Here is a 13,867-nt window from a genome sequence, read left to right on the forward strand (position 1 = left end):
CGTTGCAGCACGCCCGCCGAGGAAGCAGGATCATCAACCAGAACATCGTGCTATCTCTGGCCATCATCATCGTGTTGATGCCACTGGCGATCAGCGGCGTGCTGGGCCTGGCCGCCGTCGTGTTGGTTCACGAGGTCGCCGAAGTGATCGTGATCTTGAACGGCCTGCGGGCTGCGCAAGTGAAGCGCTGAGGCTGTGACCGGCAAGTCTCATAAGGGTTAAACCACACGCCGAGTGGACACGCCTTGGGCCAGGCACGTCATTCGAGTTCACGGTCCGGCTCCGTGAAATCGGGATCGTACTCGGCGACCTGGCCCTTCTCGGTGCGTGCGGGCACGGGGGTTGTGGGCGAGCCACCACCCGACACGTGCCCCAGCCGGTCAAGGGCCCCCGAGTGCTCCGCGCCCCCAGCGCAGATCGTGGAAGGATCGAACTTCCTCAGGGACCAAGCGTCACTGCGAAACTCTTTTCGTCCCGCAACTTGAATAGTTCAGCGGCCTTGATACTGCGGACATCCATTCGGAGTGCTGCCGAGTCTCATCGACACAGCCCGCGACTACCTGGGCAGCGTGTTTGACAAAGGGCCCCACCCCCATCAGCGTCGCCGAGCCCTCGCCGGTCCAGTTGTCGTAACCGACTAGATGCAGATTCTTCACCGCGGTTTCGCGGCCGCGCATGAGGTGGCGGAATAGACCGAGGGCCGAACGAAAATCAGTGCACCAGATTAGGTGGTCGTGGTCCAGCTCGCTCAAGCTATCGCAGATGGGGATGTCCCCGAGATTCGGGCCGGAATCGCTGCCGAGAATCCGGCGGCGGCTGCGTCGGCGAACGAACGGACCGCGCTTCAACCTACCCCCCAATAACGCAAAGCACCATCAACGCCCGGCGTTAGACGTTAAATTTGAACTCCACCACGTCGCCGTCGGCCATCACGTAGTCCTTGCCCTCCTGGCGGACTTTGCCCAGTTCACGAGCCTTATGAATGTCGCCGATTGCCACCAGTTCATCGTAAGAAATCACGTCGGCCTTGATGAAGCCGCGTTCAAAATCGGTGTGAATCACGCCGGCCGCTTGCGGGGCGGTGTCGCCCTGATGAATGGTCCAGGCGCGGGATTCTTTCACGCCGGCAGTCAGGAAGGTTTGCAGACCCAGCGTGTCAAAGCCGACGCGCGCCAACTTGTCCAGGCCGGATTCTTCGATTCCGGCGTCCGCCAGCATCTCTCGGGCATCCTCGGCGTCGAGCTCCACCAGCTCCGCCTCAAAAGCTCCGTCCAGGAAAATCGCCTCGGCGGGAGCGACCAGGGCAGCTAGTTCGGCCTGTTTCGCTTTGTCCGCCAAACCGTCGGAGTCCATATTAAATACGTAAATAAAGGGTTTCGAGGTCATGAGTTGAAAAGTTTTAACGATGTCGCGGTCCAGGTTTCCCGACGCGATTTCCTTAGAGAGGACCGTGCCAGCGTTGAGGTATTCCTCGCATTGTTCCGCTTCCGCCAGGACTTCTTTCGGAGTTTTCTTGCCGCTGACTTCTTTGCGTAGGCGGGGAATCGTGTTTTCGAGAGTCTGCAGGTCAGCCAGGATTAGCTCGGTAGATATCGTCTCAATGTCGGAGGCCGGGTCGATTTTGCCCTCTACGTGAACCACGTCAGGATCGGTAAAAGCGCGGGTGACTTGGCAAATCGCGTCGGCTTCGCGAATGTTGGCCAGGAACTTGTTGCCCAAGCCTTCGCCCTGGGAGGCACCCTTGACGATGCCGGCGATGTCTACGAATGACACGGTCGCGGGCACAATCTTTTCCGAGTGGAACATATCTGACAGGACTTGTAGCCGCGGGTCGGGTAGCGGAACCACGCCGACATTGGGGTCAATAGTGGCGAAAGGATAGTTCGCCGCTAGCACGTTCGCCCTGGTGAGGGCATTAAAAATAGTGGATTTGCCGACATTGGGGAGTCCCGCGATACCGATAGTTAAAGCCATGCTTCAATCTTAGTGGGTTTTCCAACCGGCCCTAAACCGGTTAAACCCGGGCGACTTATCCGGTTTTCTGGGGTTGCGTTGCTGAGGGGCGGTCGCTCGGGGGCGCTCGCAAGAGGCGAAAGGGTGCCCCCCTCGCGTTTTGCGCGACGATTGTCGCAAAACGCTCACCCCCCAGCCTCTCGCTGAGTCGCCCCCCAACGCTCCCCTCCCCGCAGCCTGCCTAAATTGCGGTGTATTTACCCTGGATTCAGCGCTATTTAGGTGTGAAACCCCCAAGGTTTCGGGGCGCGCGTGGTTTAAAGGTGAAAATAAGGTCGTAGCTGCCAATAATGGCAGCTACTGCCCAAATCGCACCTTATATCCGCAACCCGGCAAGTATCCCCCCGAACGCCGCCAGACCTTGCGTCTGGCTCAGATGAAGCACGGGTGCATCTGCCTAAGGTGCACGCGGTTAGCGCAGGGGTTTTGGCAAAGAGAAGGAGGTCGTTTCCTGCGTGGTTTGCACCGTCTGCACCTCATCGAAACCGCGTTGTGCCAGCCACTCCAACACCTCGGTCACCAGGACTTCCGGCACCGAAGCCCCCGAAGTCACCCCGATGGTCGTGGCTGCGGCAAACCAATCCGGATTGAGTTCGTGGGCGCCTTCGACCCGGTAGGCTGCACCGGCTCCGGACTGCAGGGCGACTTCCCGCAGCCGCACCGAGTTCGAAGAGTTGGCTGAACCGACAACCACGACAACCTCGCAGTGGGGCGCCATAGCCTTAACCGCGCCCTGCCGGTTCTGGGTCGCGAAGCAAATATCGTCAGATGGCGGGCTAATCAAACCGGGAAATCTGCGCTGGAGACGCTGTACAGTGGCGGCCGTCTGGTCTACCGACAAAGTCGTTTGGGAAAGCCAAATTAGCAAGGCATCAGGGTCGGTGCTGAGTCCAGCCAGGGGATCCGTGGCGGTGGTCGGGTCGCCCGCAGCGTCGTCCCCGGATTCCTCCCCCGCAGCACTCAACGCCGAGGTATCGACCCAATCCGTGTCAATCACGTGAATCTTGTCAGGGGCTACTCCCAAGGTTCCTTCCACTTCCTCATGACCGGCGTGGCCAATCAAAATAATGTCGTAACCCTCGTTAGCGTAACGCCGTGCCTCTCGGTGCACCTTGGAAACCAGCGGACAGGTGGCGTCAATCACTTCCAGACCGCGCTTCTCGGCTTCGGCATAGACACTCGGAGCCACCCCGTGAGCTGAGAAAACCACTCGGGAACCCGGGGGGACCTCGGACAATTCATCGACAAAAATCGCCCCGGCGTCAGCCAGCGTGCGCACCACAAATTTGTTGTGCACAATCTCTTTGCGCACGTAGATGGGCTGACCGTAAACTTCGAGTGCGCGCTGCACCGCCGTGACGGCGCGGTCTACCCCGGCGCAGTAGCCTCGCGGCGAGGCCAGCAATACTTTCCCCATCCGTCCTCACTTTCGCACTAGGTTCTCCGGTAAAGTTTTCGGTGACGCACAAGGTTCCCCGGTCAGCAGTCCGGGCGGGCGCCCTTTCTCGGGCGGGTGCGCAACTGCCTTGAGTTTAGCGGTTTGCGCCCCGGGGCAAAACTCGAAATTTTTTGCCTCCGGGGTCTGTGTCATGATGGAGTCATGGAAGTGAGAAAACCAGAACCGGCGCAACTGGCGCGCGACACGACCCGGGAAAACCCCTGGCCGCTCAGCCGCCTGAGCGAAAATATGCGCAAATACGTCGACCGGGTCGATCCGACCTGGGTGGAAGCGCAAATCATCGAATACAACCAACGTCCCGGTAACCGGATGTCCTTTTTCGTGGCAAAGGACCTGGAAGCCGATATGTCTATGCAGGTCAAGGCATTTGGTGGGGTGGTGGCTGCGGCCGGCTCGGCGTTGAGCGCCGGGGCGCGGGTGGTCATGCGGGTCAAGCCCGATTTCTACCTGAAAACCGGGGCGCTGGCCCTGATGGCATCGGAGATTCACGCGGCCGGCCTGGGCGGTTTCCTGGAACAGCTGGAACAGCTGAAACAAAAGCTTGCTGCCGAGGGGATTTTTGCCCGGGAACACAAGCAATCTTTGCCGTTCCTCCCGCGACGGGTTGGGCTTATCTGCGGGCACGCCGCCCGGGCACAGGCCGATGTGATTGAAAACGCGACGCGGCGCTGGCCCCTGGTACAGTTCGAGATTCGCGAGGTAGCGGTACAAGGGGAACGCTGCGCGGCGGAAGTCAGTGCGGCCATCGCTGAGCTTGACGCCCTCGAGGGGGTTGACGTGATTGTCGTCACGCGCGGGGGCGGGGCCCTGGAGGACCTGTTGGGGTTCTCCGATGAGAGCGTGGTGAGAGCGGCTTTTGCGGCGCGCACCCCCATCGTTTCCGCCGTTGGCCATGAGGAAGACACCCCGCTGCTGGATTTTGTAGCGGACTTTCGCGCCTCCACCCCTACCGATGCGGGCAAACGGATTGTCCCAGATTTGGCCGCTGAAATTGAGGGGGTGTCCGGGGCACGCTCCCGGATGACGGCGCTCATTTCCAACCGTATAGAGCTGGGCCTGCGTGAACTTGACGCGATTCGCTCCCGGCCGGTCATGCAAAATCCGCTGGCGGCTTTAGACGAACGGCGCCGGGACATCAACCACGGCTTGGAAATCCTGCGGTCGCGGGTCGCGGCGGTCCTGGCTAATCAGGCACGTGACTTAGCGGCGGCGCGGGCAACCTTGCGAGCTATCTCGCCCCAGGCCACTTTGGAACGCGGATATGCGGTACTGCGCAAACCCGACCAAACCGTAGTGACTGACGCGAGTGAAGTTCAGAAGGGCGACCTCTTGGAGGCCGTCTTGGCGCGCGGCTCCCTGGTCGCCACCGTTTTTGGCACGAATCCGAACACCGATGAAAGGTAAAGAATCATGAGCGAAAAAAATCCTCAGCAAACCCCGACTGACGCGGCGGGAACAGGCGCGGCAGGCAACCAGGATGTCACGGAGATGAGCTACGAGGCGGCTCGCGCCGAACTCATCGAAACCGTGCAGGCCCTGGAAAACGCTGAAGCTCCCCTGGAGGACACCCTGAAACTGTGGGATCGCGGGGAAGCCTTGGCCTCACGTTGCCAGACTATCCTCGACTCCGCTCAGGCTCGGCTCGCCGAACGCCAAGCCCAATGAACCTGTTTCTGCTGTTCATTGTCATTCTGGTGCTGTGGGGCGCCAGGATTCATCGGCACGGTGACAATTTCGAGGGATACCTCGATCACGACCACACCACCCGCATCAACGGCGTCTTTATCCTGATTGTTTTTTATGCCCACATCCGTTCCTACATGCCCTATAACCCAGCGTGGGACGGGGTGATGCACCACGTTGCCACGGGGCTCGGTCAGCTGATGGTGGCTTTGTTCCTGTTCTATTCCGGTTACGGAGTAGCATATTCCCTAGCGCACAAGCCCGGCTATGTTCACACTATGCCGCTCAAGCGCGTGGGCGTGACCTGGGTGAACTTCGCTATCGCCCAGGTCTTGTTCATCATCATGAACCTGTCGCTTTCGCGCCCGTTCACCCCGGCACAGACAGCGTGGGCGTTCCTCGGCTGGAAATCTATCGGCTCTTCCAGCTGGTACATTTTCGCGATTCTGGTGCTCTATGCTCTGACTTGGCTGGCGTTCGTAATCCTCGGCGGCCGCCCGTGGTTGGCTTTCATCCTGAACTGTGTACTGGTGGGAGGCTTCACCGTTTTCATGTGGCACTTCAAAGGTAGCGCCACCTACACCTACAACACGTTGTGCTGCTATCTGCTGGGCATGTGCTACTGCCTGGCCCGCGACCACTTCGAGCGCGTCTACCGTCGCACCGTGGGCTACGTCTCCGCGCTACTCGTCACGGTGGCGCTTTTTGTCCTCACCACTAAGTTCGACCACCTGAGCTTCCTGGTGTTCGAACTCGAAGCCATGCTGTTTTGTCTGATAATCGTGCAAATCACGTTGTACTTACATCTAAACAATCCCGTGCTGCACTGGTTTGGCAAACACCTGTTCTGGGTTTACGTGCTGCAGCGTCTGCCGATGCTGGCGCTACGGGAACTCGGCATGGCTAGCGCCGCTCCCTACGTTTACGCTCTAACGTGCTTCGCGGCGACGGTTGGCTTGGCGTGGCTGATGGCGCGCCTCACCGCTCCGATTGATTCCCAGCTCAGCGCCTGGTCGAAAAACTGGGCGGAATATTGCACCAAACGTGAGGGAAAGCTCAGCCCTGGTAGGGGTGAGCGTCCAGCACCTGAACCTTGATCTTCTTGCCGGTCGGCGCTACGTATTCCACGGTGTCGCCAGTCCGGTGACCTGCCAGGGCTACCCCAAGGGGGGCTTCGGGGGAAAACACCTGAATGTCCATCCCTTTGGCGGCGTCACGCGAACCCAAGAGGAACTTCATCTTTTTCGGTCCGACTTTTGCTTCTACCACGCTGCCCGGTCCAATCGTGCCATCGGCGGCCGCCTCGCCGACCTCGGCGTACTTCAGGATTTCTTGCAACTCCAAGATGCGGGTTTCGTTTTGGGATTGTTCGTCACGAGCCGCGTGATAGCCGCCGTTTTCTTTCAGGTCGCCTTCGCGGCGGGCCGCGTCAATCTTCTTGGTGATTTCCGAGCGGATTGGCCCCGTGCGTTCGTCGAGCTCCGCTTGTAGACGGTCAAAAGACGCCTGGGTCATCCAGTTTTTTTTCGCTTCTTCAGCCATAATCGTCTCCTTGAAAGATTAAAAGATTAGCGCCTGCGTCAGGCAAAAGAAAGCAAGCTTGTTTCAAAAAATCAGCCGCAACGCAAGCGTTCAATACTTTACCAGATATTAAAATCAAGTAAAACGCTAGAAAAATCGAAACAGCCCGGCAAAAGTCCATGGCTGCGAGGAAACCCGAACCACCGGCCTTGTGAACCCTAACCAAGAATAGCGAAATAGGCCGCGACGCAGTGACACGCCCAGGCCGCGACGGTCCAAGCGTGGAAAAACTCGTGAAAACCGAAGATCGTAGGGTCAGGATTAGGCCACTTCGTGGCATAGATGACCGCCCCGACCGTGTAGGCCAAACCGCCTGCCACCAGCATCCAGAAAGCAGGGAGGGAAGCCGCATAGAGCTCGGGGAAATACATCAAGGCAACCCAACCTAAAACCACGTAAAGAATCGTGGTTATCCAGCGGGGGGCGTGCGGCCAAATCAACGAGGTAGCAATCCCCAAAATCGCCCCCACCCAGACTACTGAAAGCAAAATCGTTCTATCGCGCCCTCCCAGCAGACCGAACGAAACCGGCGTGTAGGTGCCGGCAATGAGCAAGAAAATATTGGCGTGATCGAAACGGCGCAAAATCGCGTCCACCGACTGCGGCCACGAACCCATGTGATACACCGCACTCATCGCAAACAACACCAGGGAAGACAGCATATAGACAACACAGGAGAACTTCAGGGAACTCGGCGCCAACACCAGCAACACGATAGAAGCCGCCATCGACAGCGGCGTGGCGACCGTGTGAATCCACCCGCGCAGGGCGGGTTTGCGGCGCATTGCTTTCCAATCCCACCGTTGAAAAGTGTAGGGCCGCCCGGTGCGAGGATTAACCAGACGCGGCATCAGCGTCCTGCCAGATTTCACACCCATAACATTCCCCCCGCTCGGCTTGCCCCACCCGCGCCAGTCAAGACAGGCAAGTTAAGTGTTTTAATGTTTTAAACTGATTATGTGAGCAGCTCCGTAAAAAAGTCAAAGCCTGGAATTCTTTACCGAATTTACGCCAGACGTTTGATTCATGAAATTGACCCGGCAGGGGTGCCTCAGCATATCGGCATTATCTTGGACGGAAACCGGCGCTGGGCAAAGGCGGAAGGCGCTCCGGCGACCCGCGGTCACCAGCGCGGAGCCCTGAAAATTACCGAAGTTTTGCAGTGGTGTGAGGAATGGCCCGTCAAAGTCGTTACCTTGTGGATGCTTTCGATTGACAACCTGGGCCGGAAAGCCGCGGAGCTCCAGCCCCTGCAAGACGTTATCGGCCATACCGTGCAAGGTTTGCAAGCCTCAGGCCACTACCATTTGCGGGTGTTGGGCGACACGTCCCTGCTGGACCCGGGCCTGGCCGCAATCTTGCATGCGGCTAACGGAACCGGGCCGGAAAACGCGCTGGTGGTAAATATCGCGGTCGCCTATGGGGGACGTCAGGAAATCGTCAACGCCGTGCGGGAATACCTCAACGAAGCAGCTCAAAAAGGCGAAACCCTGGCGGATTTGACTGACCAAATCCGTTTGGAGGACATTGAAGCGCACCTGTACACCAAGGGTCAGCCGGACCCTGACCTGGTGATTCGCACTTCAGGGGAGCAGCGTCTCAGCGGATTTTTGCTGTGGCAAAGCGCGAATTCGGAGTTTTATTTTTGTGAAACGTATTGGCCGAGCTTCCGAAAGGTCGACTTCCTGCGTGCCCTGCGCGACTACGGAAATCGGGAACGCCGCTTGGGAAAGTGAGTCGCGCCGCTCCCGCCCCGACAAATTACAAATGTAAGAACCTCGTAAAGGCGGCGCTTTAGCACGCTCGAACCCCGTGCTATTGATAGGGTCAAGACATGGCTACCCCCGCGCGCACCTATGTGCTTGATACGTCCGTGTTGTTGTCCGATCCGAAGGCCTTGCTGAAGTTTGCCGAACACCAGGTGGTTTTGCCGGTGGTGGTAATCACTGAGCTAGAGAAAAAGCGTCACGATCCGGAGTTGGGATATTTTGCCCGTAAAGCGCTGCACCTGCTCGACGATTTGCGGATTGCCAACGGTCGGCTCGATCAGCCGGTTCCGGTCGGTTCACAAGGGGGGACCGTGCGGGTGGAGCTGAACTCTATCGACGACTCGGTGCTCCCCTCCGGGATGCGCCTGGGTGACAATGACACGAAGATTCTGGCGGTCGCCGCCAACCTTGCGAAAACCGGGGCGGACGTGACGGTCGTGTCCAAAGACCTGCCGATGCGGGTCAAAGCGTCCTCTATCGGCTTGGACGCCGATGTGTACCGTAACCCGCTGTCGAGTGCGGACACCTATCGCGGGGTCATTCGCGGCGAGATGAGCGAACAGGACATGTCTCGGCTCTATCAGGACGGCGCGGTGGAGTTCGACACGATTGTGCTGACGAACGACCCGGGGGATGAAGAAAACGATGTCGCGACTTATAGCAGCGACCCGACGAGCCTGGTGAACGAGGAAGACAACAGCGTCGACTTTGAAGAACCCGAAATCCCCTCGCTGGAGGACCAACCCATCCATACTGGAATTATCTTAAGTTCCCCGCGAGGCTCCGCCCTGGCTACCATCTGGGGCGACAATCAGGTACACCTGGTGCGTACGGATCGGGAACTGTTCGGCGTGAAAGGGCGTTCCGCCGAGCAACGTATCGCGATGGATCACCTGGTCAACCCGGAAATTGGGATTGTGTCCCTGGGAGGGCGGGCCGGCACCGGGAAGTCTGCCCTGGCTTTGGCGGCCGGGTTGGACGCGGTGGTGGAACGTCACGAGCACCGCAAGATTATCGTGTTCCGTCCCATTTACGCGGTCGGGGGGCAGAGCTTGGGCTACTTGCCGGGCAGCGGTGAAGAAAAAATGGATCCGTGGGCGCAAGCCGTGTTCGACACTTTATCTTCGATTGTCGCTCCGGAAGTTGTTGACGAGGTGGTGGCGCGCGGCCTGCTGGAGGTGCTACCGCTGACCCACATTCGCGGCCGTTCCTTGCATGATGCGTTCGTGATTGTTGATGAAGCGCAGTCCTTGGAGCGCAACGTGTTGCTGACGGTGCTGTCGCGGATGGGCCAGAACGCCAAAATTGTGCTGACTCACGACGTTTCGCAGCGCGACAACCTGCGGGTCGGACGTTATGACGGTATCGCCGCGGTTATCGAGGATTTGAAAGGCTCGTCCCTGTTCGCCCACACGACCCTGATTCGTTCGGAACGCAGCGCTATCGCGGATTTGGTCACGAGCCTGCTCGATTACTGAGTCGCCGCGCTAAAGTCGTCCCTCACAAGCCGCGCTCTTGGGCGGCGCTGACTTGGGCAGACTTAGGCACGTCAAGCGGGGACAAATCTGGTTGATTTTTGGCGGTTTTGGGTGTTGATACCTCAGAAATCGGCCCCTGAATGCTAGTTTGATACCCGTGCGTGATGACGAAAACCCGCAAGATCTCCCGTTTCCTCCGGAGGCGCAATCGTTGCTGATGCGTTCAGCCATCGCTGCCGCGCTCGCGTCCAAACGCTTGGCGGAGGAAAAGGGCGTGTTCCGGCTGACTCCCTCTGAATGGGCCGAACTGGAGGCGTCTTCGCGTCCCTGATTCCCCGCCGCTATCTCTGAGCCATGAGCCGAGAGGTCAAAGGCTCCGATGATTTGCTAGACTGACTCTGCGCGTGCTGCGCAATCCCGATTTCCAAAGGACGACGAAAAGAACAATGCCTGCGATAGTAGTTTTGGGAGCCCAGTGGGGCGACGAAGGTAAAGGAAAAGCAACTGATCAGCTGGCCAAAGACGTGGATTTTTCCGTCAAATACAACGGCGGCAACAATGCTGGTCACACCGTGGTGGTCAATGGGGAAAAGTTTGCTCTGCACCTGCTGCCTACCGGTATCCTGTCCCCGCGCGTGACCCCGGTTATCGGCAACGGCACCGTCATTGACCCGAAAGTTTTGTTCCAGGAAATCGACGACTTGGAAAAACGGGGCGTGCCCTGCGAACGACTGCTCATCTCCAGCCGCGCCCACGTCATCACGCCTTTCGCCATCGCCATAGACCGTTCTTCTGAACAGTACCGTGGCCACCGCAAGATTGGCACCACCGGCCGCGGGATTGGCCCGACCTACGCCGAAAAAATGTACCGGATTGGAATCCAAGTCCAAGACCTGTTCGACCCCGAAATCTTGGGCGAAAAAGTCACCGTCATGTCCGACCTTGTGAAGAGTCTCTCCCAGGGCTGGTCCCATGCCGAACCGATTGACCCCGTTGAAGTTACCCAGGAACTGCTGTCCTACTCGGAGCGGCTACGCCCGATGGTGGCAAACACGTCCCTAGTGTTGAACAACGCGCTGGACGAAAAACGCGTGGTATTGTTCGAGGGCGGTCAGGCGACCATGCTGGACATCGACCACGGCACCTACCCTTACGTCACTTCGTCGAACTGTACCGCGGGCGGAGCCTGCACCGGTACCGGTATCGGCCCGACCCGCATCGACCGGGTGGTCGGGGTTATGAAAGCCTACACGACCCGCGTGGGTGAGGGGCCTTTCCCGACCGAACTGACCGATGCAACTGGTGAACAGCTGCGGGAACTCGGTTCAGAATACGGAGCGACGACGGGGCGTCCGCGCCGGACCGGCTGGTTTGACGCGGTGGTGGTGCGTTACGCCGTGCGCGTCAACGGCCTGACCGACCTGGTGATGACGAAACTGGATGTCATGTCCGAGTTTGAAAAAATCCCGGTCTGTGTGGGCTACGAAACCCCGCGCGGACGTACCGACCAGATGCCCGACTATTCGGTCGACTTCGCCGCTTCCCGCCCGATTTACGAAGAAGTCCCCGGCTGGAAGGGTGAGGACATCTCCGGTATCACCGATTTCCGGAAACTTCCTCAGGCAGCGCAGGATTATGTCGCTTTCCTGGAGGAAAAGGTAGGGTGCCGCATCTCCGTCATCGGTACGGGGGCTTCGCGTGAAGACGCCATCGTGCGTTACACCCTCATCTAACTTCGTTTCGGTTTCCTTTTTCCGCTTTTGCCTGCACAAGAGCGCTGGTGAGCGGTACTTTCGGTCTGACGTTGTCGGGGGCGACGGTTCGCTACCGGGAATCTACAGCGCTCAGGGTAACGGGTGTACCGACCTTTTGAACGTGAAAAAGTTGCAAAAATTCACCTCGGAGTAGGACTTAACTCCCTGCACAATATTCGAAAATGCGCGATAATTGCCGTGTTAGAGAAACATTCTATGTAGGAGGCCCTTTTATGGCTGTTACTGAAACCGATGTCCGCGCTGCAGCTCCCGCAAATGCTCCTGAAGAGGTAGTTAAGTGGGTTGCTAAGGTCGCGGCAATGACGACTCCGGAAGCTGTGGAGTTCTGTGATGGTTCCCAAGAGGAATGGGATCGCTTGTCGCAACTGCTGGTTGATGCCGGAATCTTTACCCGTTTGAACCCCGAGAAGCGCCCGAACTCGTTCTTGGCGCGTTCGCTGCCGTCTGATGTGGCGCGTGTGGAATCGCGAACCTTTATCTGCTGCGAAAAGGAAGAGGACGCCGGTCCCACCAACCACTGGGCTGACCCCAAGGAAATGAAGGAAACCCTGATTGGGGAAAATGGCGTGTTCCAGGGCGCGATGAAGGGTCGCACCATGTACGTGGTGCCGTTCTCGATGGGTCCGTTGGGCGGCCCGATTTCCCAGCTGGGTATCGAGCTGACCGACTCCGCTTACGTGGTGTTGAACATGCGCATCATGACCCGCATGGGCGCCAAGGCGATGGACCTGATTAACTCGGGCAAGCCGTGGGTGCCGGCGGTGCATTCCGTGGGCGCTCCGCTCGAGCCGGGCCAGAAAGACACGAACTGGCCGTGCAACGAAACCAAGTACATCACCCACTTCCCCGAGACCAACGAGATTTGGTCCTACGGTTCGGGTTACGGCGGCAACGCCCTGCTGGGCAAGAAGTGCTTCGCGCTGCGTATCGCCTCCACCATGGCGCGCCGCGACGGCTGGATGGCTGAGCACATGCTGATTTTGCGCCTGACGGACGAAAAGACCGGCAAGCGCTACCACGTGACGGCGGCTTTCCCGTCGGCCTGCGGCAAGACGAACCTCGCTATGCTCCAGCCCACCATCGAGGGGTACAAGGTCGAGACCATCGGCGACGATATCGCCTGGATGCGTCCCGGCCCGGACGGCACTTTGCGCGCCATCAACCCGGAGGCGGGCTTCTTCGGCGTGGCTCCCGGCACGTCTTATGACACCAACCCGATGGCCATGGAGTCCATGAAGGAAAACACCATCTTTACCAACGTCGCCTTGACCGACGACGGCGACGTGTGGTGGGAAGGCATTGACGGCCCGACCCCGAGCCACCTCATCGACTGGCACGGCAAGGACTGGACGCCGGATTCCGGTGAAAAGGCGGCCCACCCGAACAGCCGTTTCACCGCTCCGGCCGCGCAGTGCCCGATTATCTGCCCCGACTGGGAGGCTCCCGAGGGCGTGCCGATTGACGCCGTATTGTTCGGTGGCCGCCGCGCCTCGAACGTGCCGCTGGTGACCGAGCAAAAGAACCCGGCTCACGGCGTGTTCATCGGTGCGAACGTGTCCTCCGAACAGACCGCTGCCGCAGAAGGCGCGGTTGGCTCGCTGCGTCACGATCCCTTCGCGATGCTGCCGTTCTGCGGCTACAACATGGCGGACTACTGGGGTCACTGGCTAGAGATGCAAGAGAAGTTGGGCGACAAGTTCCCCCGCGTCTACCACGTCAACTGGTTCCGCAAGACGCCTGACGGCAAGTTCATGTGGCCCGGCTACGGCGACAACTCCCGCGTGCTGGACTGGGTGGTCAAGCGCGTGTCCGGCCAGGTTGACGCCATTGACGGCCCGACCGGCAAGTACCCGAAGTTCGAGGACTTCAACCTGGAGGGCTTGGACATCGACAAGGCCGCTTGGGATGCCCTGTTCGAAATCAACCCCGAGGCTTGGCTGGCTGAGACCGAAGATACCGAAAAGTACTTCGCTCAGTTCGGCGACAAGCTCCCGGCTCAGATTCGGGCAGAGCTGGAAGGCTTGCGTGAGCGCCTCAAGGCCGCCAAGTAGTTAGTGTTCATGGGGCACTGACCCATTAATATTTTGGCGGGCAGTCACCATTCGGTGA

General features: G+C 59.1%; 14 protein-coding genes. 9 read left to right on the forward strand and 5 right to left on the reverse strand.

Features of this window, described 5'->3' with window-relative positions; genetic code table 11:
* On the forward strand, positions 1 to 191 hold a 191-nt coding region (locus RDL66_RS08585), incomplete at its 5' end, for a hypothetical protein (protein WP_308536549.1).
* A gap of 261 nt (positions 192 to 452) precedes the next feature.
* Here RDL66_RS08585 and RDL66_RS08590 read toward each other — a convergent pair.
* From RDL66_RS08590 to ispH, 3 genes are all read right to left on the reverse strand, one after another.
* The gene (locus tag RDL66_RS08590; RefSeq protein WP_299296835.1) at positions 453 to 848 is read right to left on the reverse strand and encodes a hypothetical protein; all 396 of its coding nucleotides are present in this window, start codon (positions 846 to 848) and stop codon (positions 453 to 455) included.
* Between the two features lie 40 nt (positions 849 to 888).
* Positions 889 to 1,974: a redox-regulated ATPase YchF gene (gene ychF, locus RDL66_RS08595; protein ID WP_308536551.1), complete on the reverse strand. Its 1,086-nt coding sequence runs from the start codon at positions 1,972 to 1,974 to the stop codon at positions 889 to 891.
* Positions 1,975 to 2,425: 451 nt separating this feature from the next.
* The gene (ispH, locus tag RDL66_RS08600; protein ID WP_308536552.1) at positions 2,426 to 3,430 is read right to left on the reverse strand and encodes a 4-hydroxy-3-methylbut-2-enyl diphosphate reductase; all 1,005 of its coding nucleotides are present in this window, start codon (positions 3,428 to 3,430) and stop codon (positions 2,426 to 2,428) included.
* Positions 3,431 to 3,613: 183 nt separating this feature from the next.
* Between ispH and xseA the strand changes: the two genes are divergently transcribed.
* From xseA to RDL66_RS08615, 3 genes are read left to right on the forward strand one after another with little or no spacing between them, the layout of a single operon-like run.
* Positions 3,614 to 4,876: an exodeoxyribonuclease VII large subunit gene (xseA, locus tag RDL66_RS08605; RefSeq protein WP_308536554.1), complete on the forward strand. Its 1,263-nt coding sequence runs from the start codon at positions 3,614 to 3,616 to the stop codon at positions 4,874 to 4,876.
* 6 nt (positions 4,877 to 4,882) lie between these two features.
* Positions 4,883 to 5,137, forward strand: coding sequence for an exodeoxyribonuclease VII small subunit (locus RDL66_RS08610; RefSeq protein WP_308536556.1), 255 nt, complete (start codon positions 4,883 to 4,885; stop codon positions 5,135 to 5,137).
* Positions 5,134 to 6,252, forward strand: coding sequence for an acyltransferase family protein (locus RDL66_RS08615; RefSeq protein ID WP_308536557.1), 1,119 nt, complete (start codon positions 5,134 to 5,136; stop codon positions 6,250 to 6,252). The genes RDL66_RS08610 and RDL66_RS08615 overlap by 4 nt, the downstream gene beginning before the upstream one ends.
* Here RDL66_RS08615 and greA read toward each other — a convergent pair.
* Entirely contained in the window at positions 6,212 to 6,697 is a 486-nt protein-coding gene (greA, locus tag RDL66_RS08620) for a transcription elongation factor GreA (protein ID WP_299296822.1), read from the reverse strand. The genes RDL66_RS08615 and greA overlap by 41 nt on opposite strands.
* Positions 6,698 to 6,894: 197 nt before the next feature.
* The gene (locus RDL66_RS08625; RefSeq protein WP_308536561.1) at positions 6,895 to 7,587 is read right to left on the reverse strand and encodes a hemolysin III family protein; all 693 of its coding nucleotides are present in this window, start codon (positions 7,585 to 7,587) and stop codon (positions 6,895 to 6,897) included.
* Between the two features lie 108 nt (positions 7,588 to 7,695).
* Here RDL66_RS08625 and uppS point away from each other — a divergent pair, with 108 nt between their 5' ends.
* The 5 genes from uppS (at position 7,696) to RDL66_RS08650 (ending at position 13,809) form a co-directional block, all read left to right on the forward strand.
* Positions 7,696 to 8,472, forward strand: coding sequence for a polyprenyl diphosphate synthase (uppS, locus tag RDL66_RS08630; protein ID WP_308536558.1), 777 nt, complete (start codon positions 7,696 to 7,698; stop codon positions 8,470 to 8,472).
* A 98-nt stretch (positions 8,473 to 8,570) separates the two neighbouring features.
* The gene (locus RDL66_RS08635) at positions 8,571 to 9,983 is read left to right on the forward strand and encodes a PhoH family protein (RefSeq protein WP_299296818.1); all 1,413 of its coding nucleotides are present in this window, start codon (positions 8,571 to 8,573) and stop codon (positions 9,981 to 9,983) included.
* A gap of 157 nt (positions 9,984 to 10,140) precedes the next feature.
* Positions 10,141 to 10,314, forward strand: coding sequence for a cutinase (locus tag RDL66_RS08640; protein WP_299296816.1), 174 nt, complete (start codon positions 10,141 to 10,143; stop codon positions 10,312 to 10,314).
* 115 nt (positions 10,315 to 10,429) lie between these two features.
* A complete protein-coding gene (locus RDL66_RS08645; protein ID WP_308536559.1) occupies positions 10,430 to 11,716 on the forward strand; it encodes an adenylosuccinate synthase in 1,287 nt (428 codons plus the stop codon).
* 254 nt (positions 11,717 to 11,970) lie between these two features.
* Positions 11,971 to 13,809: a phosphoenolpyruvate carboxykinase (GTP) gene (locus tag RDL66_RS08650; RefSeq protein WP_308536560.1), complete on the forward strand. Its 1,839-nt coding sequence runs from the start codon at positions 11,971 to 11,973 to the stop codon at positions 13,807 to 13,809.
* Positions 13,810 to 13,867: the final 58 nt, after the last annotated feature.

The organism is uncultured Mobiluncus sp., from assembly GCF_902488535.1.
GTDB lineage: Bacteria > Actinomycetota > Actinomycetes > Actinomycetales > Actinomycetaceae > Mobiluncus.

Coding starts and splice junctions, on each gene's coding strand:
- ispH (WP_308536552.1), bottom strand. CDS start 3,430: ATGGGGAAAGTATTGCTGGCCTCGCCGCGAGGCTACTGCGCCGGGGTA.
- RDL66_RS08635 (WP_299296818.1), top strand. CDS start 8,571: ATGGCTACCCCCGCGCGCACCTATGTGCTTGATACGTCCGTGTTGTTG.
- RDL66_RS08615 (WP_308536557.1), top strand. CDS start 5,134: ATGAACCTGTTTCTGCTGTTCATTGTCATTCTGGTGCTGTGGGGCGCC.
- RDL66_RS08650 (WP_308536560.1), top strand. CDS start 11,971: ATGGCTGTTACTGAAACCGATGTCCGCGCTGCAGCTCCCGCAAATGCT.
- RDL66_RS08625 (WP_308536561.1), bottom strand. CDS start 7,587: ATGCCGCGTCTGGTTAATCCTCGCACCGGGCGGCCCTACACTTTTCAA.
- greA (WP_299296822.1), bottom strand. CDS start 6,697: ATGGCTGAAGAAGCGAAAAAAAACTGGATGACCCAGGCGTCTTTTGAC.
- ychF (WP_308536551.1), bottom strand. CDS start 1,974: ATGGCTTTAACTATCGGTATCGCGGGACTCCCCAATGTCGGCAAATCC.
- RDL66_RS08610 (WP_308536556.1), top strand. CDS start 4,883: ATGAGCGAAAAAAATCCTCAGCAAACCCCGACTGACGCGGCGGGAACA.
- xseA (WP_308536554.1), top strand. CDS start 3,614: ATGGAAGTGAGAAAACCAGAACCGGCGCAACTGGCGCGCGACACGACC.
- RDL66_RS08645 (WP_308536559.1), top strand. CDS start 10,430: ATGCCTGCGATAGTAGTTTTGGGAGCCCAGTGGGGCGACGAAGGTAAA.